The organism is Citrobacter sp. RHBSTW-00859 (genome assembly GCF_013729795.1).
Lineage (GTDB): Bacteria > Pseudomonadota > Gammaproteobacteria > Enterobacterales > Enterobacteriaceae > Citrobacter > Citrobacter braakii.
In genome coordinates, this window is sequence record NZ_CP056284.1 from 3939927 (window position 1) to 3964779 (window position 24853).

Genomic DNA, 24853 nt, shown 5'->3' on the forward strand with positions numbered 1-24853 from the left:
AAAAATGACACAATGCAAAAATCCGGTATTAATCAAACTCAGGGAATCATGTTGTCACACTGTCTGCAGAGTGATCTTTTACCTAAAAAACCGCCAAAAATCACGACTTAGCCAGTGTTAGTATCTATCATTTATCATTTTTATAGAGTTTTTATCTATCAACTATTTTTTTATTTAGCCAGAACAACAGGCAAAATGTATTTATGAAATTTTTGTAAAAATGAAATTTGATATCAAAAGCGAGTAATGACAATAAGATAGTGAAAGAGAGGAAGGAGAAAAGAGGATTCTATAAGAGATATTAAAATATTGTTATATAAATATTAATAAAGCGATCTATGGTACAACCATTTTTTATAAATGAATTATGTTATGCTATTGCTTCACCCACTCGAATGCGAGATATCCTGTTTTAAAGGAGACATCAGTGATTTCTCATATACCAATAAACAAAATTAAATCCGTAATTATTGGTGATGGCTTAGTTTTCAGACCACATAAAAATACCCTAAAAGACCTGGCATCTGGTGAAATGGCCACATTGAATAATGTGGCAACACAATTACTGCTCTATTTGTTGCAAAATGGTAAAGAGATATCCTCGCGTGATGAAATTCTGCTGAATGTTTTTCAGCATAATGGCGCCAGAGCGACGGATGCGAATCTCAATCAGCACATTTCATTTCTGCGCAAAGCAATAACGTCTACGGGTCATCCTGCAGAACTCATCGTCACAATTCCGCGGATGGGATTTCGGATGGGCGACGCTAATATCAATATTCAGCAACTGGAAGAAGCGCAAGCTCCCGCCAGAATTGCCAATGTTGCATCGACGCTCAACAAAAAGAAACAAAGCCGTTGGCCTGTGGCGATAACCGCGTTAATTACCGGAATCGCCGTGCTGGCGACAGCGTGGTTAACATGGATACCCAATGAAATCGCCATGACGGACGCGACTATCCTGCGGACTATCGACTATGAACAATGCCGTGTACATATATTAGGAAACGCCCTCACCGACACCATAACCGAAAAGAAAGCGCTGGATATTTTCAAGTCCGTGGGCATTAACCCCGACTGTTCGTACCCAAAAGATCTGTATCTCAATACCTGGGCGAGCAACCATAATCTGGTTGAGTGGTCGTTTGCCGCTGAATGCGGGCTGAACCTCGGCTATTACCATTGCATCAGCCAGTATCGCCATCATGAGGAATGATATGAAGCAAGAAAGCGATCACTCTCCTTTACTATGGTCAGTCGTGATTGCCATTTTTGGGCTGGCGGCTATCGCTTTTTTTATTATCGCCGGGAATGCGAAAAAACAAGAAATCAGTTTTTCCTGCTCCTCGGAATTCACGTCGATACTCGACATCCAGGATACAAAAAAGGTACTCCATGGAATAATGCTGATTACCAGCTACAACTCCGGACACCTTTCATTGTCAGTACAAGGGAAACTCAAAAGTGATGATGGCGAGTTTGCTGTGAACCGAAAACTGTTCTTTCGCTATGCCCGACCACTCGGCCATACCGCCGGTGTTTTCATGCTCACTCCCAACGGACGTGAAAAATCCCCCGATGATGAAGCAACGGATGCTGTCGATTATCTCTTCTTCGACGCTTACGAACGTGCCGACAAGCTGTATATGCTAAAGCACTTGAATGAAGAAACGGTGCTTATCGGCGATAACTTTTCCCCCCGCTTCGCCTGCGTGATGAATCACTTCGCAGGTTGATCTGCCCCTGGATATGCGTCGGGTTAAGGATGACCTGATGTGTTGCCTGCCCGATAGCACGGACGTGGTCGATAAAGTGTGATGATGAGATTATTATTGTGGCGGGCTAAAACGACGAAAGCCTGAATCATTTCTGATTCAGGCTTTCTGAATAGTGGCGGAATGGACGGGACTCGAACCCGCGACCCCCTGCGTGACAGGCAGGTATTCTAACCAACTGAACTACCACTCCGCGTTGTGTTCCGCTTGGGAACGAAGCGAATATTACGGATTGCCTCACGCGTCGTCAACGCTTTTTCTCACGTTTTTTAATCGTTTGCTGCAAAAATCACCCGAATGGTCATTTCCATACGGAAAACGTACAAACTATGCCCGCCAGAGGCAACTTCCGCCTTTCTTCTGCACCAGGTCAAGGCGCGACTCATGGGCCGCTAACTCTTCATCAGTGGCGAAAACAACGCGTAGTTTGCTGGACTGTCGCACAATACGCTGGATCCCCGTGTCATTCTGCTGCTGGCTGTCACCTTCCATCGAGAACGCCATCGTGGTCTGCCCACCGGTCATCATCAGATAAACGTCGGCCAGAATCTGGGCATCGAGCAATGCGCCGTGCAGGGTTCGCTTACTGTTGTCTATTTCATAGCGTGAGCATAACGCATCAAGGCTGTTGCGCTTGCCAGGAAACATTTTCCTCGCCAGCGCCAGGCTATCGGTAATTTTGCAGAATTCGTTTGTCTTTGGAATATCCCGCCTGAGCTTAGCAAATTCGTAATCCATAAAGCCGATATCAAACGATGCGTTATGGATGACCAGCTCTGCACCGCGGATGTAGTCGAGAAACTCATCGGCCACATCGGCAAACGTAGGTTTATCAAGCAGGAATTCGTCTGCGATTCCGTGTACACCAAACGCTTCCGGGTCCACCAGCCGATCCGGTTTCAGGTAAACGTGGAAGTTATTCCCGGTCAGGCGGCGGTTCACCACTTCAACCGCACCGATCTCAATGATCTTGTGGCCTTCGTAGTGGGCGCCAATCTGGTTCATACCGGTGGTTTCGGTATCGAGGACGATCTGTCGTGTAATTCCAGTGCTCATAACGGTCATTTATGTCAGACTTATCGTTTGATTTCGATTTGCTAAAACAGGAAGTCTACCAGAGATGCTTAAACAGGTAGAGATTTTCACCGATGGTTCTTGCCTGGGAAATCCAGGGCCAGGTGGTTATGGGGCGATTTTACGCTATCGCGGGCGCGAAAAAACCTTTAGCGAAGGCTACAACCTCACCACCAATAATCGCATGGAGCTGATGGCGGCAATCGTTGCGCTGGAAGCCCTGAAAGAACAGTGTGAAGTGATACTCAGCACGGACAGCCAGTATGTGCGCCAGGGCATTACGCAGTGGATCCACAACTGGAAGAAGCGCGGCTGGAAAACAGCAGATAAAAAACCAGTGAAGAACGTCGATCTGTGGAAACGTCTGGATACCGCGCTGGGGCCGCATCAAATCAAATGGGAATGGGTTAAAGGCCATGCGGGCCATCCGGAAAACGAACGCTGTGATGAGCTTGCGCGCGCTGCTGCAATGCGTCCCACTCAGGATGATATTGGGTATCAGGCTGAGGCTTAAACGTCTGGTTTACGGTATTGCCGGGTTGCGCCAACGGCCTGGCGGATAGGCGTTTTGCTTTTATTTTGTTTCATCGGGTTGAGCGTAAGCGGAATGGTTCGCTTACGCGCAACCACCAGTTGCAAACAGCCCAGCGCAGGGATATGGGCGCTTAACATTTTCCCGCCCTTCTTGTTCCAGGGCAGGACATGAAAACGGCTACAGTGCAGTACTTCAAAATTCAGCAATGAGAGCCAGTCCAACTGCCGCATGAGGGTAAACATCCGGCTATTGTAGGGCGATGTTTTACGCAATACGGGCACCAGTTTACGCAATCCCATCAGACTTACCGGGTTAAAGCCGCTCAGAATCAACCAACCGTCATCAATAAGCACGCGATCGGCTTCATGCAGTAAGCGATGTGGATCGGAACACCACGGCAGCGTATGAGCCAACAAACAAACATCCACGGACTTATCGGCAAAGGGCAGATGTAAAGGATCGGCAGTCACCTGCATGGGAGCGCCTTGCAAAGAAACATTTACCTGATGAGAAACCGCGCACGCTTCAGAATTGATTTCTGCGCTTAAATTACCAATCTTAAGCAGATGAAATCCGTACATTTTTGCGAACCACGGGTTAAGCTGATGCTCCAGCGCCTGACGATAGTGTTCGCCCCAGGGCAAATCATCCCAACTAACGGGCGCTATGACAGTTTGAGGGATCCTTGCCGGTTTCATCACAACCTTCCGTTACGCATTGAGAGGTAATCTATGAATCTTAACAGTATTCCTGCATTTCAGGACAATTACATCTGGGTCCTGTCGAATAATGACAAACATTGTCTGATTGTGGACCCGGGTGAAGCAGCACCTGTTCTGAAAGCTATTGCAGAACATAACTGGGTTCCCGAGGCCATTCTGCTGACACATCATCATCAGGATCACGTGGGCGGCGTGAAAGAACTTCTGCAACATTTCCCACAAATCGCGGTATACGGCCCGGCTGAAACGCAAGATAAGGGAACGACGCATGTAGTCGAAGATGGCGATATTGCACTCGTTTTGGGGCATGAATTTACAGTAATTGCTACGCCGGGTCACACTTTAGGACATATCTGTTACTTTAGCCACCCTTACCTGTTTTGCGGCGACACGCTCTTCTCCGGTGGCTGCGGTCGGCTTTTTGAAGGCACAGCATCTCAAATGTATCAATCACTTAAAAAACTAAACGCACTTCCTGACGATACATTGATTTGTTGCGCACATGAGTACACATTAGCAAACATGAAGTTTGCCTTAAGCATTCTTCCGCACGATCCGTTCATAAATGAATATTATCGTAAAGTTAATGAGTTACGCGTAAAAAAACAAATGACACTCCCCGTAATTCTGAAAAATGAGCGACGAAATAATCTTTTTTTAAGAACGGAAGATATTGATTTAATTAATGAAATAAATAAAAAAACAATATTGCAACAACCTGAAGAGCGTTTTGCCTGGTTAAGGTCAAAGAAAGATACGTTCTGACAATTCCGGGTTGCCTTTTGAAAACTTCGCCGTTATGATCGGTCGTCTTTTAAGCAACTATTGACACACACATGAAGGCAAAAGCGATATTACTCGCCTCTGTCCTGCTTGTTGGGTGCCAGAATACTGGTAACGTCCAACAACACGCACAGAGCCTTTCTGCAGCTGGTCAAGGGGAAGCAGGAAAGTTTACAAGTCAGGCGCGATGGATGGACGACGGAACATCTATCGCTGCTGATCAAGATTTGTGGGCTTTCATTGGTGACGAGCTAAAGATGGGAATTCCGGAAAACAACCGGATTCGCGAACAGAAACAGAAGTATTTACGCAATAAGAGCTATCTCCACGATGTAACTTTACGGGCAGAGCCGTATATGTACTGGATAGCCGGGCAGGTTAAGAAACGTAACATGCCAATGGAACTGGTACTACTACCCATAGTGGAGAGCGCTTTTGATCCTCACGCAACGTCTGGCGCCAATGCCGCAGGTATTTGGCAGATCATTCCGAGCACGGGGCGCAATTATGGTTTAAAACAGACCCGCAATTATGATGCACGTCGCGACGTTGTGGCTTCCACCACCGCCGCACTGGACATGATGCAGCGTCTGAACAAAATGTTTGATGGCGACTGGCTGCTGACCGTTGCTGCTTATAATAGCGGTGAAGGTCGTGTCATGAAGGCAATTAAAACGAACAAAGCCCGTGGTAAACCCACTGACTTCTGGTCGTTGCCATTGCCTCAGGAAACGAAGCTATATGTGCCAAAAATGCTGGCATTGAGCGATATACTCAAAAACAGCAAACGCTATGGCGTGCGTCTGCCAACAACAGACGAAAGCCGCGCGTTGGCACGTGTTCGCCTGAGTAGCCCGGTTGAAATGGCTCAGGTTGCCGATATGGCAGGTATTTCCGTCAGCAAGCTGAAAACCTTCAATGCAGGCGTGAAAGGCTCCACGTTGGGTGCCAGTGGTCCGCAATATGTGATGGTGCCAAAGAAGCATGCAGAGAAGCTGCGTGAGTCTCTGGCCTCAGGCGAAATTGCAGCCGTGCAGTCAACGTTGGTTGCGGATAACACGCAGCTGAACAGCCGTAGCTACAAAGTTCGCTCTGGCGATACGCTTTCTGGCGTCGCTTCACGTCTTGGCGTGAGCACCAATGACCTTAAGCAGTGGAATAATCTGCGCGGATCATCGCTGAAAGTAGGCCAAAATCTGACGGTGGGCGCTGGTACCAGCGCACAGCGACTGGCGAACAACAGCGATAGCATCACCTATCGTGTGCGTAAAGGCGACTCGCTCTCGAGCATTGCCAAACGCCACGGGGTTAACATCAAGGATGTGATGCGCTGGAACAGCGATACGAACAATCTGCAGCCAGGCGATCAGCTAACGTTGTTTGTGAAAAACAGCGGTATGCCGGACTCCTGATAGCATTGTAGAAATGAAGGCACTGGTTTCCCCCCAGTGCCTTTTTTATTTATCCCGCTTTATGTGCTTCAACCATTATCGTGTCGCTGGTAAACGAGCCATCTTCCTGTAACGCAAAATAGGCTTTCACTTCCGCAGAAGCACTTTGTTGGTATACACGGATCGCGTCGCTCAACGCTGCAGGCGTACGCATCCGCGCCACCCACGAACTGAACTCCAACGGCAGACGATCGGTTAACAAGGTATCGGCAATCAGATTGGCGTCATTGATTAACGACAGCCATTCTCCGCTGGAATAGTTGCGTACGTGCGAGGTATCACGTAACGCCTCCACAGTTTGCAACCAGATGTCACGTACAGGATGGCCAGGCGACATCACATCCATCACAATCAGCACGCCGCCGGGCCTCAGAATGCGGTTCACTTCTCGCAACGCACGCCCGACATCATGCCAGTGATGCGCGGAATAGCGGCTAATCACCACGTCAAATACGTTATCTTCAAACGGCAGGCTTTCAGCATAACCCTGCCGTGTGGCGATATTCTCCAGACCTCTGTCCTTTGCCGCTTCAGTGACCACGTCAAGCATCTGCGACGATAAATCATATGCCACTACCTGCTTTGCGTATTGCGCGGCCACAAAGCTGGCGTGCCCCGCTCCGCATCCCATATCCAACACGCGGGCCTGCGGAAATGCCAACAACCTTTCCCCCAGACGTTGCAAGTCACGACCAGAGGCGTGCACCGCACTGGTTAAGTAGGCATTAGCCTGAGAGCCAAACTGTTTTTCGACGTTGTCATGATGAGAGCGTGTTGTCATTGTGTTGTCCTTCGGTTGTTGTGAAATATGAAGGGCAACCATCACAGGCCTGCCCTACGGCAGACCTGACACACCGTTATTGTTCAGGTTTGCCGGGACTGAATTCAACGAGTAGCGGGTTGTGGTCGGAGGCGCGGGTGACCAGCACAGAGGCCTCACTCACGTTCAGACCGCGATAGAACACAAAATCGAGAGGACGACCAAACGCGCGGCGGCGCTGATCGTCGGTAAAGCGCACCTGGCGCAGCGACATTTCACGCGCAAAGCGGTACAGCGCATTCATCCGTCGACGGCTCCAGGCATTAAAATCGCCGGCCATAATCACCGGACCGCTGTGATGAGCAATCTGATCGCCAATGGGAAGTAACTGCTTACTATAGACATCAACGCCAAGGCTAAAGTTAACCGCGTGGATATTCACCACCATTAACAACCGAGTGTCAGGCAACGGGTACACCGTCACCAACGCCGATTTCGCCAGCCGTAAAATAGGCTCACGCTCGCGTAATGGGCAGCAGTAAACTGGATGGGCGGAGGAGAGTGTCATAACGCCAGAGGGGTGCTGTGGCAGCACAAAGGCGGGAACCTGGTCGGCAGCGAGATAGTTAGTGGTCGCAAACTGCACCAGTTCTGGTGTGGTTTGCGCTTCCTGCAATAACACCAGATGCGCGTCTTTGCCAAAATTCTTCAGCACCGACTGCCACTCTGCTCGCTGCTGTTTAAAAATATTCCATACCAGCACGCGAATGCGATCTTCACTGCTCAACGGTACGCCTGCGGGTAATGCCTGTCCAATATGCGCAAACGAGCCCGGCGGTAAAATCCGCTCGGCGGGTTGTCCGGCAACATAACGCATGGCATAGGTGTTTTTTCGCACTTTAGACTTTCAAACCTCTGTAACGTCAACCAGTCCGCAGCCGGACTGGTTCTTCTGTTATAGGGATTTTAGCACTCACTTTCAACGAACAATTGCAGTTTGTTTTGTAAGTGGGCGCTTACATCAATGATTTACCCCAGAGCAACGTGCGTGGGCTTATCAAGACGGCCGCTCAGCCCCATCAGCAGGAAAGCCACCAGAACAATAAGTGCGCCAATCCATGGTGTCTGCGCCAACCCATAATGCTCGACCGTTTGTCCGCCAATCACGGAACCCAGTGCAATACCAATGTTAAACGCTGCAATGTTCAGCCTTGACGCCACATCAACAGCATTGGGCGTAAATTGTTCCGCTTTCTGTACCACGTAGACCTGCAACCCTGGTACGTTACCGAAGGCAAAGATCCCCATCACCAGAATGGTAGCCAGCGCGGCGTACTGCGTGGAAGCCGTCAGTTGGAAGACCATCAGCAGAACAAACAGCGCGGCAAAAATGAATTTCAATGCAGGAACCGCACCATGCTTATCCGCCAGCTTACCGCCCCAGATATTGCCGATAGCGACTGATACGCCGTAACCCAGTAAGATCCAGCTTACCGCTGCCGGGGAGAAGCCCGCCAGATCCTGCATCATCGGTGCCAGGAAGGTGAAAGCCGTGAACACACCACCGTAGCCCAATGCCGTAATGGCGTAAATCAGCAACAGACGAGGATGAGTCAGCACTTTCACCTGGTCGCGAATGCTGGCGGCCGCTCGACCTGGAATGTTAGCCGGGATCAGCAGTTGGCTACTAATCAGCGCAATCACGCCTAACATTGATACTGCCAGGAAAGTCTCACGCCAGCCAAAGTGCTGGCCGATAAACGTACCCAGCGGCACGCCCGTGACCAACGCAACGGTTAAGCCACCGAACATAATAGCGATAGCGGAAGCCGCTTTTTCTTTTGGCACCAGACTTGTCGCGATAGTGGAACCAATCGAGAAGAATACGCCGTGAGCCAGCCCCGTCAGCAGACGGGCGACAATAAGTGTCATATACCCGGGTGCCTGCCATGCCAGTAAATTCCCCGCCGTAAACAGGACCATCAGCGCGACAAGCAACTTTTTACGTGGCAGGCTTCCGGTCAGAGCGGTCAGCACTGGTGCGCCAATCGCCACACCCAGCGCATAGATTGAAACCAGCATCCCAGCTGAAGGTAACGAGATTGCCAGTTGTTGAGCAATGGTCGGCACCAGGCCAACAATCACAAACTCAGTCGTGCCAATAGCGAAGGCACTTATTGTTAGTGCAAATAATGCGAGAGGCATAAATAACTCCGTAACATCAGTAATCAGATGACACGCAGTATGCCGGGATGTTTTAATAACAAAAACATTCAAAATCTCAATATAATTTTGCGTCAGGTGCAAAAATGAAAGCAACCTCTGAAGAACTTGCGATTTTTGTGGCCGTTGTGGAAAGCGGCAGCTTCAGCCGGGCGGCAGAACAACTCGGTCAGGCTAATTCCGCAGTCAGTCGGGCAGTAAAAAAGCTGGAGATGAAATTGGGTGTGAGTCTGCTTAATCGAACGACCCGACAGCTAAGCCTGACAGAAGAAGGAGAACGCTACTTCAGGCGTGTGCAGCAGATACTGCAAGAGATGGCAGCAGCAGAAACGGAAATCATGGAGTCACGCAATACCCCGCGCGGCCTGTTGCGTATCGACGCGGCAACGCCGGTGATGCTGCATTTCCTGATGCCGCTAATCAAACCGTTCCGTGAGCGATATCCTGAGATGACGTTGTCTCTTGTCTCCTCAGAAACGTTCATCAATCTTATTGAACGAAAAGTGGATGTCGCGATACGAGCAGGTACGCTGACTGACTCAAGCCTGCGTGCGCGTCCGTTGTTTACCAGCTATCGTAAGATTATTGCCTCACCGGACTATATTGCCCGTTTTGGCAAGCCTGAGACTGTCGAACAGTTAAAGCAGCATCTGTGTCTGGGGTTTTCCGAACCCGTTTCACTCAATACCTGGCCGATTGCCCGTAGCGACGGACAGCTCCATGAGGTCGAATGTGGGATTTCTTCCAACAGCGGGGAAACGTTAAAACAGCTTTGCCTGAGCGGCAATGGTATCGCATGTCTTTCAGATTATATGATTGATAAAGAGATCGCGCGGGGAGAACTGGTGGAGCTGCTGGCCGATAAACGTCTGCCGGTAGAAATGCCTTTCAGCGCCGTTTACTACAGCGATCGTGCGGTCAGTACACGCATTCGGGCATTTATAGACTTTTTAAGTGAGTATATAAGAACAGCTCCCGAAGGAGCTGTGAAAGAGGGTTAAAGGTACAGAGGGTCGGGCAATTAATCCCAATCAGGGGCCAGACCTTCCGGGCTGACCAGACGATCGTTGCAGTCCAGTGCCGCGATCGCTTTTTTATCTTCAGTATCCAGATGCAGGTCCAGCGCCAGCAGGTTGCTTGCCAGGTTTTCACGCTTGGTAGATGAAGGGATCACGGAGTAACCTTCATCCATTGCCCATGCCAGAATAACCTGCGCCGGGGTCGCGTTATGTTTAGCGGCAATGCGTGCAATCACTTCATCTTTTAGCGCCTTACCGTAAGCCAGCGTCATGTAAGAGGTGATGTGGATACCGTGCGCTTTAGCCCAGTCAACCACCTTACGACTCTGCAGATACGGAGACAGCTCAATCTGGTTGGTCGCGATATTGTCTGCACCGACTGTAGCAATGGCTTTTTCCATCAGCGGAATAGTGAAGTTTGAGATACCAATTTCGCGAGTCAGCCCCTGCTCTTTCGCTTCAAGCAGCGCCTGCATAAACTCTTCAACGGATACCGCATCGCCCGGAGATGGCCAGTGGATCAGCGTCAAATCAACATAATCCGTACGCAGTTTCTTCAGACTTTCTTTCAGACTTGGGATCAGTTTGTCTTTGCTGAGATTTTCAATCCAGATCTTGGTGGTGATGTACAACTCGTTACGCGGTACGCCACTTTCGGCAATTGCCTGACCAACAGCCGCTTCATTTTCATAGATTTGCGCAGTGTCGACAGCACGGTAGCCCAGCTCAAGCGCCGTTTTGACAGAAGCGATAACCACGTCGTCTTTCAGGCGAAACGTACCTAAACCAAATGCAGGGATAGTCATAGAATTCCTCTTTTTAATCACTATGTTCGTTAACTGAGAGGATTATGACCATCAGTTCTTTGCCGAAAAAGAGTGAAAAATGCAGAGGATTTTTGCGGATTCAGCAATAATTAAATCGCTGGAAAAAAAAGCCCTGAGCGTTAGCTCAGGGCTCTTAATAAGTGGCGGAACGGACGGGACTCGAACCCGCGACCCCCTGCGTGACAGGCAGGTATTCTAACCAACTGAACTACCGCTCCACCGAATTTCTTTGTCACTACCCGGATTATTCATCCCGGTTTACTGCAATTTGATGCCTGGCAGTTCCCTACTCTCGCATGGGGAGACCCCACACTACCATCGGCGCTACGGCGTTTCACTTCTGAGTTCGGCATGGGGTCAGGTGGGACCACCGCGCTACAGCCGCCAGGCAAATTCTGTTTATCAACACACCTCTCAGGTCTGTCGATGTAATCTGTAATCAAGCTGAAAATGATGTCTTCTCTTTCGCCAAAACATCTTCGGCGTTGTAAGGTTAAGCCTCACGGTTCATTAGTATCGGTTAGCTCAACGTATCGCTACGCTTACACACCCGACCTATCAACGTCGTCGTCTTCAACGTTCCTTCAGGACCCTTAAAGGGTCAGGGAGAACTCATCTCGGGGCAAGTTTCGTGCTTAGATGCTTTCAGCACTTATCTCTTCCGCATTTAGCTACCGGGCAATGCCATTGGCATGACAACCCGAACACCAGTGATGCGTCCACTCCGGTCCTCTCGTACTAGGAGCAGCCCCCCTCAATTCTCCAGCGCCCACGGCAGATAGGGACCGAACTGTCTCACGACGTTCTAAACCCAGCTCGCGTACCACTTTAAATGGCGAACAGCCATACCCTTGGGACCTACTTCAGCCCCAGGATGTGATGAGCCGACATCGAGGTGCCAAACACCGCCGTCGATATGAACTCTTGGGCGGTATCAGCCTGTTATCCCCGGAGTACCTTTTATCCGTTGAGCGATGGCCCTTCCATTCAGAACCACCGGATCACTAAGACCTGCTTTCGCACCTGCTCGAGCCGTCACTCTCGCAGTCAAGCTAGCTTATGCCTTTGCACTAACCTCCTGATGTCCGACCAGGATTAGCTAACCTTCGTGCTCCTCCGTTACTCTTTAGGAGGAGACCGCCCCAGTCAAACTACCCACCAGACACTGTCCGCAACCCGGATCACGGGTCTACGTTAGAACACCAGCCATTAAAGGGTGGTATTTCAAGGTTGGCTCCATGCAGACTGGCGTCCACACTTCAAAGCCTCCCACCTATCCTACACATCAAGGACCAGTGTTCAGTGTCAAGCTATAGTAAAGGTTCACGGGGTCTTTCCGTCTTGCCGCGGGTACACTGCATCTTCACAGCGAGTTCAATTTCACTGAGTCTCGGGTGGAGACAGCCTGGCCATCATTACGCCATTCGTGCAGGTCGGAACTTACCCGACAAGGAATTTCGCTACCTTAGGACCGTTATAGTTACGGCCGCCGTTTACCGGGGCTTCGATCAAGAGCTTCTCCTTACGGATAACCCCATCAATTAACCTTCCGGCACCGGGCAGGCGTCACACCGTATACGTCCACTTTCGTGTTTGCACAGTGCTGTGTTTTTAATAAACAGTTGCAGCCAGCTGGTATCTTCGACTGATTTCAGCTCCATGAGTAAATCACTTCACCTACATATCAGCGTGCCTTCTCCCGAAGTTACGGCACCATTTTGCCTAGTTCCTTCACCCGAGTTCTCTCAAGCGCCTTGGTATTCTCTACCTGACCACCTGTGTCGGTTTGGGGTACGATTTCGTGTTACCTGATGCTTAGAGGCTTTTCCTGGAAGCAGGGCATTTGTTACTTCAGCACCGTAGTGCCTCGTCATCACACCTCAGCGTTAACAAGACTCCGGATTTACCTGGAATCTCCGCCTACATGCTTAAACCGGGACAACCGTCGCCCGGCTAACATAGCCTTCTCCGTCCCCCCTTCGCAGTAACACCAAGTACAGGAATATTAACCTGTTTCCCATCGACTACGCCTTTCGGCCTCGCCTTAGGGGTCGACTCACCCTGCCCCGATTAACGTTGGACAGGAACCCTTGGTCTTCCGGCGTGCGGGTTTTTCACCCGCATTATCGTTACTTATGTCAGCATTCGCACTTCTGATACCTCCAGCAACCCTCACAGGCCACCTTCAACGGCTTACAGAACGCTCCCCTACCCAACAACACATAGTGTCGCTGCCGCAGCTTCGGTGCATGGTTTAGCCCCGTTACATCTTCCGCGCAGGCCGACTCGACCAGTGAGCTATTACGCTTTCTTTAAATGATGGCTGCTTCTAAGCCAACATCCTGGCTGTCTGTGCCTTCCCACATCGTTTCCCACTTAACCATGACTTTGGGACCTTAGCTGGCGGTCTGGGTTGTTTCCCTCTTCACGACGGACGTTAGCACCCGCCGTGTGTCTCCCGTGATAACATTCTTCGGTATTCGCAGTTTGCATCGGGTTGGTAAGTCGGGATGACCCCCTAGCCGAAACAGTGCTCTACCCCCGAAGATGAATTCACGAGGCGCTACCTAAATAGCTTTCGGGGAGAACCAGCTATCTCCCGGTTTGATTGGCCTTTCACCCCCAGCCACAAGTCATCCGCTAATTTTTCAACATTAGTCGGTTCGGTCCTCCAGTTAGTGTTACCCAACCTTCAACCTGCCCATGGCTAGATCACCGGGTTTCGGGTCTATACCCTGCAACTTAACGCCCAGTTAAGACTCGGTTTCCCTTCGGCTCCCCTATTCGGTTAACCTTGCTACAGAATATAAGTCGCTGACCCATTATACAAAAGGTACGCAGTCACCCCATAAAGAGGCTCCCACTGCTTGTACGTACACGGTTTCAGGTTCTTTTTCACTCCCCTCGCCGGGGTTCTTTTCGCCTTTCCCTCACGGTACTGGTTCACTATCGGTCAGTCAGGAGTATTTAGCCTTGGAGGATGGTCCCCCCATATTCAGACAGGATACCACGTGTCCCGCCCTACTCTTCGAGTTCACAACACATGCACTTTTGTGTACGGGACTATCACCCTGTACCGTCGGACTTTCCAGACCGTTCCACTACCACACATGCTGATTCAGACTCTGGGCTGCTCCCCGTTCGCTCGCCGCTACTGGGGGAATCTCGGTTGATTTCTTTTCCTCGGGGTACTTAGATGTTTCAGTTCCCCCGGTTCGCTTCATTACGCTATGTATTCACGTAATGATAGTGTGACGAATCACACTGGGTTTCCCCATTCGGAAATCGCCGGTTATAACGGTTCATATCACCTTACCGACGCTTATCGCAGATTAGCACGTCCTTCATCGCCTCTGACTGCCAGGGCATCCACCGTGTACGCTTAGTCGCTTAACCTCACAACCCGAAGATGTTTCGTAAAACACTTCAGTATTGCGAAAATTTGAGAGACTCGGACACACCGCTTTTCATTTCTTGTTTACGGAGAAATGAAACAGTGTGTCGTTTCAATTTTCAGCTTGATCCAGATTTTTAAAGAGCAAATATCTCAAACGAGACTCGAAAGTCTGTTTTGAGATACTTCGGTCGGCGACTTTCACTCACACATACCAGCAAGTGGCGTCCCCTAGGGGATTCGAACCCCTGTTACCGCCGTGAAAGGGCGGTGTCCTGGGCCTCTAGACGAAGGGGACACTGAAGTCTCAATCGCAAGACGCCTTGCTATTTACTTTTCATCAGACAATCTGTGTGAGCACTACAAAGAACGTTTCTTTAAGGTAAGGAGGTGATCCAACCGCAGGTTCCCCTACGGTTACCTTGTTACGACTTCACCCCAGTCATGAATCACAAAGTGGTAAGCGCCCTCCCGAAGGTTAAGCTACCTACTTCTTTTGCAACCCACTCCCATGGTGTGACGGGCGGTGTGTACAAGGCCCGGGAACGTATTCACCGTGGCATTCTGATCCACGATTACTAGCGATTCCGACTTCATGGAGTCGAGTTGCAGACTCCAATCCGGACTACGACATACTTTATGAGGTCCGCTTGCTCTCGCGAGGTCGCTTCTCTTTGTATATGCCATTGTAGCACGTGTGTAGCCCTACTCGTAAGGGCCATGATGACTTGACGTCATCCCCACCTTCCTCCAGTTTATCACTGGCAGTCTCCTTTGAGTTCCCGACCGAATCGCTGGCAACAAAGGATAAGGGTTGCGCTCGTTGCGGGACTTAACCCAACATTTCACAACACGAGCTGACGACAGCCATGCAGCACCTGTCTCAGAGTTCCCGAAGGCACCAAAGCATCTCTGCTAAGTTCTCTGGATGTCAAGAGTAGGTAAGGTTCTTCGCGTTGCATCGAATTAAACCACATGCTCCACCGCTTGTGCGGGCCCCCGTCAATTCATTTGAGTTTTAACCTTGCGGCCGTACTCCCCAGGCGGTCGACTTAACGCGTTAGCTCCGGAAGCCACGCCTCAAGGGCACAACCTCCAAGTCGACATCGTTTACGGCGTGGACTACCAGGGTATCTAATCCTGTTTGCTCCCCACGCTTTCGCACCTGAGCGTCAGTCTTTGTCCAGGGGGCCGCCTTCGCCACCGGTATTCCTCCAGATCTCTACGCATTTCACCGCTACACCTGGAATTCTACCCCCCTCTACAAGACTCTAGCCTGCCAGTTTCGGATGCAGTTCCCAGGTTGAGCCCGGGGATTTCACATCCGACTTGACAGACCGCCTGCGTGCGCTTTACGCCCAGTAATTCCGATTAACGCTTGCACCCTCCGTATTACCGCGGCTGCTGGCACGGAGTTAGCCGGTGCTTCTTCTGCGAGTAACGTCAATTGCTGCGGTTATTAACCACAACACCTTCCTCCTCGCTGAAAGTACTTTACAACCCGAAGGCCTTCTTCATACACGCGGCATGGCTGCATCAGGCTTGCGCCCATTGTGCAATATTCCCCACTGCTGCCTCCCGTAGGAGTCTGGACCGTGTCTCAGTTCCAGTGTGGCTGGTCATCCTCTCAGACCAGCTAGGGATCGTCGCCTAGGTGAGCCGTTACCCCACCTACTAGCTAATCCCATCTGGGCACATCCGATGGCAAGAGGCCCGAAGGTCCCCCTCTTTGGTCTTGCGACGTTATGCGGTATTAGCTACCGTTTCCAGTAGTTATCCCCCTCCATCGGGCAGTTTCCCAGACATTACTCACCCGTCCGCCACTCGTCACCCAAGGAGCAAGCTCCTCTGTGCTACCGTTCGACTTGCATGTGTTAGGCCTGCCGCCAGCGTTCAATCTGAGCCATGATCAAACTCTTCAATTTAAGTTTGATGCTCGTGAATTAAACTTCGTAATGAATTACGTGTTCACTCAGAGACTTGGTATTCATTTTTCGTCTTGCGACGTTAAGAATCCGTATCTTCGAGTGCCCACACAGATTGTCTGATAAATTGTTAAAGAGCAGTTGCGACGCGCTTTGGCGCTCTGTCGCGAGGTGGCGTATATTACGCTTTCCTCTTTCAGAGTCAACCCTCATTTTCAGGTTTTTCTCTTCAACCGAACCGACTGTTTGTGTGAAGTGATTCACATCCGCCGTGTCGATGGAGGCGCATTATAGGGAGTCGACTCAGGAAGACAAGCGGAAAAATGCATTTTTGTTTCAACCGCTCACCTTTTATCCATTGCGCTTACTTTTGCTGCTTTTTTATCGCCATTGGCAGGTCTGCCAGACTGTTTATGACCAAATCTGCCGCATTTTCTGCTTCCGGCGTAACAGGTTTACCCGTGCGCACCAGAACCTTCGTTCCAACATTCGCCGCTGCCGCTGCCTGCATATCTTCTATCTTGTCGCCTACCATATAGGAAGCGGCCATATCGATATGCAGGAAGTCTCGGGCGGAGATCAACATTCCAGGATGCGGTTTACGACAGTCGCAGACCTGACGATACTCTTCTACTGTGCCCTGCGGATGATGCGGGCAATAGTAGATACCATCCAAATCAACGTCGCGATCGGCCAGCGACCAGTCCATCCATTCGGTCAACGTTTCAAACTGTGCCTCAGTAAATTTGCCACGAGCGATACCAGACTGGTTTGTCACGATAATGAGCGCGTAACCCATATTTTTAAGTTCACGCATGGCATCAATAACGCCGTCGATAAACTCGAACTCGTCAATCTCATGTACGTAACCGTGGTCCACATTAATGGTGCCGTCGCGGTCGAGAAAAATTGCGGGTACAGATTTTGCCACCTTTTATAGCTCCTGAATAAGGCATGTGGCTCTAGTATCGCATGTTTCGGCGGGCAAGAAAGTGCTCATCGTGCAAAGCTAGATTGATTTAGACGTCTGGATGCCTTAACATCCATCTTGTTGACGGCTTCGACCGTCCCAGACAGACGAAAATGCCACGGCTAACTTAATTACGATAATAAATAACCAATGATTAAACTTTCGAATATCACCAAAGTGTTCCAGCAGGGGACTCGCACCATTCAGGCGCTAAATAAAGTCAGCCTGCACGTTCCTGCCGGGCAGATTTATGGCGTCATTGGCGCCTCCGGTGCCGGTAAAAGTACGCTCATTCGCTGCGTTAACTTACTTGAACGCCCAACCGAAGGCAGTGTTCAGGTTGGCGGTCAGGAGCTGACGACGCTTTCTGAATCCGAGCTGACTAAAGCTCGCCGTCAAATCGGCATGATTTTCCAACACTTTAACCTGCTCTCTTCCCGTACCGTGTTTGGCAACGTCGCGCTGCCGCTGGAACTGGATAATACGCCAAAGGAAGAGATCAAACGCCGTGTAACAGAACTGCTGGATTTAGTCGGCCTTGGCGACAAGCACGACAGCTACCCGGCCAACCTTTCCGGCGGACAAAAACAGCGAGTGGCGATTGCGCGTGCGCTGGCCAGCAATCCAAAAGTGTTGCTGTGTGATGAAGCCACCAGCGCACTTGATCCGGCAACAACCCGCTCGATTCTGGAATTATTGAAAGACATTAACCGTCGTTTGGGACTCACCATTCTGCTGATTACCCATGAGATGGACGTTGTAAAACGCATTTGTGACTGCGTAGCGGTCATCAGTAATGGTGAGCTGATTGAGCAGGACACCGTCAGCGAAGTGTTCTCCCACCCGAAAACGCCGCTGGCACATAAATTTATCCAGTCCACGCTACACCTGGATATCCCGGAAGATTATCTGGAACGTTTAAAAGCAAAGCCAGAAGCCGACAGCGTGCCAATGCTGCGCATGGAATTCACCGGTCATTCGGTTGATGCGCCATTACTTTCGGAGACGGCCCGTCGTTTTAACGTGAATAACAACATTATTAGCGCGCAGATGGATTACGCCGGCGGCGTGAAGTTCGGCATCATGCTGACTGAAATGCACGGCACACAGGAAGATACACAAGCAGCCATTAACTGGTTGCAGGAACACCATGTAAAAGTAGAGGTACTGGGTTATGTCTGAGCCGATGATGTGGCTACTGGTTCGCGGCGTATGGGAAACGCTGGCAATGACCTTTGTGTCCGGTTTTTTTGGTTTTGTGATTGGCCTGCCGGTTGGCGTGTTGCTGTATGTAACGCGGCCGGGGCAAATCATTGAGAACGCGAAGCTCTACCGCACGCTCTCTGCACTGGTGAATATTTTCCGTTCCATCCCGTTCATTATCTTGCTGGTGTGGATGATTCCGTTCACCCGCATGATCGTTGGCACCTCTATTGGGCTGCAGGCCGCTATCGTCCCGCTGACCGTCGGCGCCGCGCCGTTTATCGCCCGTATGGTGGAAAACGCGCTGCTCGAAATCCCGACCGGGCTGATTGAGGCCTCCCGTGCAATGGGCGCCACGCCGCTGCAAATTGTACGTAAGGTATTACTACCAGAAGCACTGCCTGGACTGGTCAATGCGGCCACCATCACCCTTATCACGCTGGTGGGTTATTCCGCGATGGGCGGTGCCGTTGGTGCCGGTGGTCTTGGCCAGATTGGTTATCAGTACGGTTATATTGGCTACAACGCTACCGTCATGAATACAGTGCTGGTATTGCTCGTCGTTCTGGTTTATTTAATTCAGTTATCCGGCGATCGCATCGTCCGGGCTGTCACGCACAAATAACGTTGCACACAACACTAAAAACTCATTAAGAAAAGGAAATAAGCATGGCGTTCAAATTCAAAACCTTTGCGGCAGTTGGAGCCCTGATCGGTTCTCTGGCACTTGTGGGTTGCGGTCAGGATGAAAAAGATCCTAACCACATCAAAGTGGGCGTTATTGTTGGCGCAGAGCAGCAGGTCGCAGAAGTCGCGCAGAAAGTGGCTAAAGAAAAATACGGTCTGGACGTTGAGCTGGTCACGTTTAACGATTACGTCCTGCCTAACGAAGCACTGAGCAAAGGCGATATCGATGCTAACGCCTTCCAGCACAAACCGTACCTGGATCAACAGATCAAAGATCGCGGCTACAAACTGGTTGCCGCAGGTAATACTTTTGTTTACCCGATTGCGGGCTACTCTAAAAAAATCAAATCACTGGATGAGTTGCAGGAAGGCTCTCAGGTCGCGATTCCAAACGATCCGACTAACCTTGGCCGCTCCCTGCTGCTGCTGCAAAAAGTGGGCTTAATCAAACTGAAAGACGGTGTTGGTCTGCTGCCGACCGCGCTGGACGTGATTGAAAACCCGAAAAACCTGAAGCTGGTTGAACTGGAAGCGCCGCAGCTGCCGCGTTCCCTGGACGATGCGCAAATCGCACTGGCGGTCATCAACACGACCTACGCCAGCCAGATCGGCCTGACCCCAGCTAAAGACGGTATCTTTGTTGAAGATAAAGATTCTCCGTACGTAAACCTGATCGTGACTCGTGAAGACAATAAAGATGCTGAGAATGTGAAGAAATTCGTTCAGGCATACCAGTCTGACGAAGTGTACGAAGCAGCAAACAAAGTCTTCAACGGCGGTGCTGTTAAGGGCTGGTAATTTTAGGCTGTTTCCAGAATCTGTAATATCATCAGGACGGGCGCTTGCCCGTCTTGTCATTTATGCAAGCACCTGATTCAATATCTGACGTTTAGATCATTCATTGAGGAAATATTATGCGTGCTTTACCGATCTGTTTAGTAGCACTCATGCTGAGCGGCTGTTCTATGTTAAGCAGATCCCCTGTTGAACCCGTTCAAAGCACCGCTACCCCGCCTAAAGCGGAGCCGGAAAAACCCAAAGCACCGCGCGCGGCGCCGGTAAGAATCATTACTAACGCTGAAGATTTAGTTGGCAAACCGTTCCGCGATCTCGGCGAAGTCAGCGGCGAATCCTGCCAGGCATCCAACCAGGATTCTCCGCCGAGCATTCCAACCGCACGCAAACGCATGCAGATTAACGCATCTAAAATGAAAGCAAATGCGGTATTGCTGCACAGTTGCGAAGTAACCAGCGGAACGCCGGGTTGCTATCGCCAGGCGGTTTGCATCGGTTCTGCACTGAACATTTCGGCGAAATGAGCCATTTTCAGTTCGAGCAAATAGGCGTTATCCGCTCACCTTATAAAGAAAAGTTCGCCGTTCCACGCCAGCCGGGTCTGGTGAAAAGTGCCAACGGTGAACTGCATTTGCTCGCACCTTATAACCAGGCCGATGCCGTTCGCGGCCTGGAAGCCTTCAGCCATTTGTGGGTGATTTTTGTTTTTCACCAGACAATGGAAGGTGGATGGCGTCCAACTGTGCGCCCTCCCCGTCTTGGCGGCAATGCCAGAATGGGCGTTTTTGCCACGCGTTCAACGTTTCGTCCGAACCCTGTTGGCATGTCGTTGGTTGAGCTGCGGGGCATCCGTTGCCATAAAGAGCACGTAATCCTTGATCTCGGCGGGCTGGATCTTGTTGATGGCACGCCGGTAGTGGATATAAAACCATATCTGCCGTTTGCCGAATCGCTGCCTGATGCTCGCGCCAGCTATGCTCAGGACGCGCCGCAGGCCAGTGTAGACGTGACGTTCAGTGAAGAGCTCGCTGAGCAACTACCAAAGCTCGAACAGCGTTACCCGCATCTTCGTCAGTTTATTGCCGAAGTGCTGGCGCAGGATCCGCGTCCTGCCTACCGTAAAAACGAGGAAGAAGGTAAAACCTATGCCGTCTGGTTGCTGGACTTTAACGTCCGCTGGCGCGTGACGCCGTCAGGATTTGAGGTCTTTGCTCTGGAAGCCCGCTAATTTGCATCGCGTACTCTTTTGACATCCCCTTCTCGCTGGTAAACTAAACCACTTTTGTTTTGTGCCAGGCTCATTTTGAGCCTGTTCGATCGTTCAACTGGAACCGTAACAACATGCGTACTAGCCAATATCTGCTCTCCACTCTGAAGGAGACACCTGCCGACGCCGAGGTCATCAGCCACCAGCTGATGCTGCGCGCCGGGATGATCCGCAAGCTGGCCTCCGGGTTATATACCTGGCTGCCGACCGGCGTGCGCGTCCTGAAAAAAGTCGAAAACATCGTGCGTGAAGAGATGAACAACGCCGGTGCGATCGAGGTGTTGATGCCGGTCGTTCAGCCTTCTGAACTGTGGGAAGAGAGCGGCCGTTGGGAACAATACGGCCCGGAACTGCTGCGTATTGCTGACCGTGGCGATCGTTCGTTCGTACTCGGCCCAACGCATGAAGAAGTGATCACCGACCTGATCCGTAATGAGCTGAGCTCCTACAAACAGCTGCCGCTGAACTTCTATCAGATCCAGACCAAATTCCGTGACGAAGTGCGTCCGCGCTTCGGCGTGATGCGTTCCCGCGAATTCCTGATGAAAGATGCCTACTCTTTCCACACCTCTCAGGAATCTCTGCAGGAAACCTACGACGCGATGTACGCTGCGTACAGCAAAATCTTCAGCCGTATGGGGCTGGATTTCCGTGCGGTACAAGCGGATACCGGTTCTATCGGCGGCAGCGCCTCTCACGAATTCCAGGTGCTGGCGCAGAGCGGTGAAGACGATGTGATCTTCTCTGACTCTTCCGACTATGCGGCAAACATCGAGTTTGCCGAAGCTGTTGCACCGAAAGAACCGCGCGCCGCTGCAACACAGGAAATGACGCTGGTTGATACGCCGAACGCTAAGACCATCGCCGAGCTGGTTGAACAATTCAACCTGCCTATCGAGAAAACCGTGAAAACCCTGCTGGTGAAAGCGGTTGAAGGCAGCAGCTACCCGCTGGTTGCGCTGCTGGTTCGTGGCGATCACGAGCTGAACGAAGTCAAGGCGGAAAAACTGCCGCAGGTTGCCAGCCCGCTGACCTTCGCCACCGAAGAAGAAATTCGTGCGCTGGTTAAAGCAGGTCCTGGATCTCTGGGTCCGGTGAACATGCCGATTCCGGTGGTTATCGACCGTACCGTTGCGGTAATGAGCGATTTTGCTGCCGGTGCCAACATCGACGGTAAACACTATTTCGGTATCAACTGGGATCGTGACGTGGCCACCCCGGAAGTGGCTGACATTCGTAACGTGGTCGCCGGCGATCCAAGCCCGGATGGCAAAGGTACGCTGATGATCAAACGCGGTATCGAAGTGGGCCACATCTTCCAATTGGGTACCAAGTACTCTGAAGCGATGAAAGCCGCCGTTCAGGGAGAAGATGGTCGTAACCAGACGCTGACCATGGGCTGCTACGGTATCGGGGTCACTCGCGTTGTGGCTGCCGCGATTGAACAGAACTACGACGATCGCGGCATTGTATGGCCAGACGCCATTGCCCCGTTCCAGGTTGCTATTCTGCCGATGAACATGCACAAATCCTACCGTGTGCAGGAGCTGGCTGAGAAGCTGTACGCGGAGCTGCGCGCGCAGGGTATTGAAGTGCTGATGGACGATCGTAAAGAGCGTCCAGGCGTGATGTTTGCTGATATGGAGCTCATCGGTATTCCGCATACCATCGTGCTGGGCGACCGTAACCTCGACAACGACGATATCGAATACAAATACCGTCGTAACGGCGAGAAAGAGCTGATTAAAACCGGCGACATCGTCGACTACCTGGTCAAAGCTATTAAAGGCTAATACCAGCACAAGGCCCTGAGGATCAGGGCCTTTTTTACATGGATTGTATAAAATGGCTAAACCAACGGCGTATTACTGCCTGCTCCTCCCCTTCGGTCTTCTGCTTTCAGCCTGCACGATTGACGTCAGTCAGCAAAATCCATCAGCAACCGCTGTTGATGCCCAGGCAAAGAAATGGGAGGTAAAACTCCAGCATCAAAGCTCATTTACCGATCAAGCGCTGCATGAAATTACGGATACCGACCTCCGGCCAGGCGACCTGCTATTCTCCTCCAGTCTTGGGGTGACCTCATTTGGTATTCGCGCGTTCAGCACCTCTTCTGTCAGCCATGTCGCCGTTTACCTTGGCGATAATGAAGTTGCCGAAGCGACTGGGGCGGGAGTACAAATCATTTCGCTTAAAAAGGCTGAAAATCACAGCGATAAGCTTTTTGCTCTGCGGGTCCCCAACCTCACACCGCAGCAGGCCGAAGAAATCAAAACATTCGCTTATAAAATCAAAGATAGCGGCTATAACTACCGCGGCATCGTCGAATTTATTCCGTTTATGGTGACCCGGCAAATATGTTCATTGAATCCTTTCTCAGAGGATTTTCGCCAGCAATGCGTCAGCGGGCTGGCAAAAGCACAGTTGAACAATACCAGTGAAGGAGAAAAGAAGGCGTGGTTTTGCTCCGAATTCGTAACCGATGCGTTTGCCACAGCCGGGCACCCGCTAACAATGGCGCAGCCGGGTTGGATTAGCCCTTCCGACCTGATGCATATGCGCGAAGGTGACATTTCCGCGTTTAAGTCTGAAACGCAGCTACAGTATATCGGCCACCTGAAGTTAGGGATTTATATCAAAACCAGCCGTTTTGTTGGATTGATCCGATAAGGAAAAACTGTCCGGGCGATCGCCGGACAGTTTTTATAAGCTGCAGATTAATCATCGCAACTCTGGCCAGGGATAAACTTAATTTCTTTATCCGCTCTTAAGGTTTTCACTGGTGTGCCCGTATCAGGATTTTCTTCCATCGTGAAGTGCCCTTCCACAGTAAGCAGAACTGCCTTATCCGTTGCACCACGCGCAGTCAGATAATCTCGCTCCAGTTGTGCATTGTTCGCGACAGAGACTCTTTTACCCGTCGCACAATCAGTGAAGGTTGCCGCGTCAGCCATATAGAAGTACATCCCCCGCATCGGCATTGGCGTCACCGGTAAGCTGGCGGAAACTGGCTCAAGCGTGTAGTTGAACTGTGACTCAATCGGGTTACCTTCACGATCGAGCATCTCCAGCGCTTCACCTTTTGCCCGGTAGTACGACTTTTCACCTTTGCTGTCAGTCAGCACCAGCTTATCGGCAGTGCGCGCCCATGTACCATAAGAGGCAAAGGAGGACGGTTCATCCCGCACGCCCTGATAGCGTTCGTTCATCACCCATGTGCCGTCTTTTTCCAGGAACAGAGAGGTTTCAATTCCTTCGCAGTCCGCGCAAGGCAAAATGCCACGCCAGCTTTGCTGCATCGGTTTTAATTCTGCCGCCCGCGTCGGCTGTAGTACATCGACTTCAGTACGGTTGTTACAGCCGATCAAGGAAAAAAGCGTGCATGCAGCGACCACGGACAATATTGCTGTTTTCACTATGAATTCCTTATAATTTTTTATTCC

At 50.9% G+C, this 24853-nt stretch carries 21 protein-coding genes, 3 tRNA genes and 3 rRNA genes; 13 read left to right on the forward strand and 14 right to left on the reverse strand.

The features are described 5' to 3' along the window. Positions 1-532: 532 nt before the first annotated feature. A complete protein-coding gene (locus tag HV302_RS19870; RefSeq protein ID WP_223307926.1) occupies positions 533-1216 on the forward strand; it encodes a winged helix-turn-helix domain-containing protein in 684 nt (227 codons plus the stop codon). A gap of 1 nt (position 1217) precedes the next feature. Beyond that, positions 1218-1736 carry a hypothetical protein gene (locus HV302_RS19875; RefSeq protein ID WP_016155747.1) on the forward strand — a complete coding sequence of 173 codons (519 nt, stop codon included), beginning with the start codon at positions 1218-1220 and terminating at the stop codon, positions 1734-1736. A gap of 155 nt (positions 1737-1891) precedes the next feature. On the opposite strand, the gene HV302_RS19880 is transcribed toward HV302_RS19875, so the two are convergent. Both HV302_RS19880 and dnaQ read right to left on the reverse strand, forming a co-directional pair. Beyond that, a tRNA-Asp gene (locus tag HV302_RS19880) sits at positions 1892-1968 on the reverse strand. A 134-nt stretch (positions 1969-2102) separates the two neighbouring features. Beyond that, positions 2103-2831, reverse strand: a complete 729-nt coding sequence (gene dnaQ, locus HV302_RS19885; RefSeq protein WP_029139417.1) for a DNA polymerase III subunit epsilon — start codon at positions 2829-2831, stop codon at positions 2103-2105. 64 nt (positions 2832-2895) lie between these two features. On the opposite strand from dnaQ, the gene rnhA reads away from it, so the two are divergent. Then, a complete protein-coding gene (rnhA, locus tag HV302_RS19890) occupies positions 2896-3363 on the forward strand; it encodes a ribonuclease HI (protein WP_016151805.1) in 468 nt (155 codons plus the stop codon). Here the strand turns inward: rnhA and HV302_RS19895 are convergent. Beyond that, complete coding sequence (locus HV302_RS19895) at positions 3360-4082, reverse strand: class I SAM-dependent methyltransferase (RefSeq protein WP_181626489.1); 723 nt, start codon at positions 4080-4082, stop codon at positions 3360-3362. The two genes, rnhA and HV302_RS19895, sit on opposite strands and share 4 nt — an antisense overlap. A gap of 33 nt (positions 4083-4115) precedes the next feature. Here HV302_RS19895 and gloB point away from each other — a divergent pair, with 33 nt between their 5' ends. Continuing rightward, on the forward strand, positions 4116-4871 hold the full coding sequence (gene gloB / locus HV302_RS19900; protein ID WP_181626490.1) for a hydroxyacylglutathione hydrolase: 756 nt from the start codon (positions 4116-4118) through the stop codon (positions 4869-4871). Between the two features lie 71 nt (positions 4872-4942). Next, positions 4943-6301, forward strand: coding sequence for a murein transglycosylase D (gene mltD / locus HV302_RS19905; RefSeq protein WP_181626491.1), 1359 nt, complete (start codon positions 4943-4945; stop codon positions 6299-6301). 49 nt (positions 6302-6350) lie between these two features. Here the strand turns inward: mltD and HV302_RS19910 are convergent, their stop codons facing one another. The 3 genes from HV302_RS19910 to HV302_RS19920 form a co-directional block, all read right to left on the reverse strand. Beyond that, the gene (locus HV302_RS19910; RefSeq protein ID WP_047357609.1) at positions 6351-7121 is read right to left on the reverse strand and encodes a class I SAM-dependent methyltransferase; all 771 of its coding nucleotides are present in this window, start codon (positions 7119-7121) and stop codon (positions 6351-6353) included. Positions 7122-7197: 76 nt separating this feature from the next. Next, on the reverse strand, positions 7198-7998 hold the full coding sequence (locus HV302_RS19915; RefSeq protein ID WP_029139415.1) for an endonuclease/exonuclease/phosphatase family protein: 801 nt from the start codon (positions 7996-7998) through the stop codon (positions 7198-7200). A 131-nt stretch (positions 7999-8129) separates the two neighbouring features. Beyond that, positions 8130-9305 carry an MFS transporter gene (locus HV302_RS19920; protein WP_181626492.1) on the reverse strand — a complete coding sequence of 392 codons (1176 nt, stop codon included), beginning with the start codon at positions 9303-9305 and terminating at the stop codon, positions 8130-8132. A 104-nt stretch (positions 9306-9409) separates the two neighbouring features. Here HV302_RS19920 and yafC point away from each other — a divergent pair, with 104 nt between their 5' ends. Beyond that, on the forward strand, positions 9410-10324 hold the full coding sequence (gene yafC, locus HV302_RS19925; RefSeq protein WP_016155740.1) for a DNA-binding transcriptional regulator YafC: 915 nt from the start codon (positions 9410-9412) through the stop codon (positions 10322-10324). Positions 10325-10344: 20 nt separating this feature from the next. Here yafC and dkgB read toward each other — a convergent pair whose 3' ends face one another. The 7 genes from dkgB to gmhB all read right to left on the reverse strand — a co-directional run bounded on the left by dkgB (position 10345) and on the right by gmhB (position 17419). Continuing rightward, positions 10345-11148 (reverse strand): 2,5-didehydrogluconate reductase DkgB, encoded by an 804-nt coding sequence (gene dkgB / locus HV302_RS19930; protein ID WP_019076057.1) that lies wholly within the window; start codon positions 11146-11148, stop codon positions 10345-10347. Between the two features lie 162 nt (positions 11149-11310). Then, positions 11311-11387 (reverse strand) — tRNA-Asp (locus tag HV302_RS19935). 55 nt (positions 11388-11442) lie between these two features. After that, positions 11443-11558 (reverse strand): 5S ribosomal RNA (gene rrf / locus HV302_RS19940). Positions 11559-11658: 100 nt separating this feature from the next. Then, positions 11659-14565, reverse strand: a 23S ribosomal RNA gene (locus HV302_RS19945). Positions 14566-14785: 220 nt separating this feature from the next. Further along, a tRNA-Glu gene (locus HV302_RS19950) sits at positions 14786-14861 on the reverse strand. 85 nt (positions 14862-14946) lie between these two features. After that, a 16S ribosomal RNA gene (locus HV302_RS19955) occupies positions 14947-16488 on the reverse strand. The 16S, 23S and 5S rRNA genes sit together here with 2 tRNA genes alongside, the layout of an rRNA operon. A 364-nt stretch (positions 16489-16852) precedes the next feature. Next, on the reverse strand, positions 16853-17419 hold the full coding sequence (gene gmhB, locus HV302_RS19960) for a D-glycero-beta-D-manno-heptose 1,7-bisphosphate 7-phosphatase (protein WP_016151783.1): 567 nt from the start codon (positions 17417-17419) through the stop codon (positions 16853-16855). Between the two features lie 189 nt (positions 17420-17608). Between gmhB and metN the strand changes: the two genes are divergently transcribed. The 7 genes from metN (at position 17609) to HV302_RS19995 (ending at position 24080) form a co-directional block, all read left to right on the forward strand. Beyond that, positions 17609-18640: a methionine ABC transporter ATP-binding protein MetN gene (gene metN / locus HV302_RS19965; RefSeq protein WP_181626493.1), complete on the forward strand. Its 1032-nt coding sequence runs from the start codon at positions 17609-17611 to the stop codon at positions 18638-18640. Continuing rightward, positions 18633-19286, forward strand: coding sequence for a methionine ABC transporter permease MetI (locus HV302_RS19970; RefSeq protein WP_003018471.1), 654 nt, complete (start codon positions 18633-18635; stop codon positions 19284-19286). The genes metN and HV302_RS19970 overlap by 8 nt, the downstream gene beginning before the upstream one ends. A 44-nt stretch (positions 19287-19330) precedes the next feature. Then, entirely contained in the window at positions 19331-20146 is an 816-nt protein-coding gene (gene metQ / locus HV302_RS19975) for a methionine ABC transporter substrate-binding lipoprotein MetQ (protein ID WP_006686809.1), read from the forward strand. A 116-nt stretch (positions 20147-20262) separates the two neighbouring features. Next, positions 20263-20667: an Rcs stress response system protein RcsF gene (gene rcsF, locus HV302_RS19980; protein WP_016151780.1), complete on the forward strand. Its 405-nt coding sequence runs from the start codon at positions 20263-20265 to the stop codon at positions 20665-20667. Further along, positions 20664-21371: a tRNA (N6-threonylcarbamoyladenosine(37)-N6)-methyltransferase TrmO gene (tsaA, locus tag HV302_RS19985; RefSeq protein ID WP_104651514.1), complete on the forward strand. Its 708-nt coding sequence runs from the start codon at positions 20664-20666 to the stop codon at positions 21369-21371. Before rcsF ends, tsaA begins: the two co-directional genes overlap by 4 nt. A 113-nt stretch (positions 21372-21484) precedes the next feature. After that, entirely contained in the window at positions 21485-23203 is a 1719-nt protein-coding gene (gene proS / locus HV302_RS19990) for a proline--tRNA ligase (RefSeq protein ID WP_016151778.1), read from the forward strand. A 52-nt stretch (positions 23204-23255) separates the two neighbouring features. After that, a complete protein-coding gene (locus HV302_RS19995; RefSeq protein WP_181626494.1) occupies positions 23256-24080 on the forward strand; it encodes a YaeF family permuted papain-like enzyme in 825 nt (274 codons plus the stop codon). A 47-nt stretch (positions 24081-24127) separates the two neighbouring features. On the opposite strand, the gene nlpE is transcribed toward HV302_RS19995, so the two are convergent. Continuing rightward, positions 24128-24829, reverse strand: coding sequence for an envelope stress response activation lipoprotein NlpE (gene nlpE / locus HV302_RS20000; RefSeq protein WP_087121852.1), 702 nt, complete (start codon positions 24827-24829; stop codon positions 24128-24130). Positions 24830-24853 lie beyond the last annotated feature (24 nt).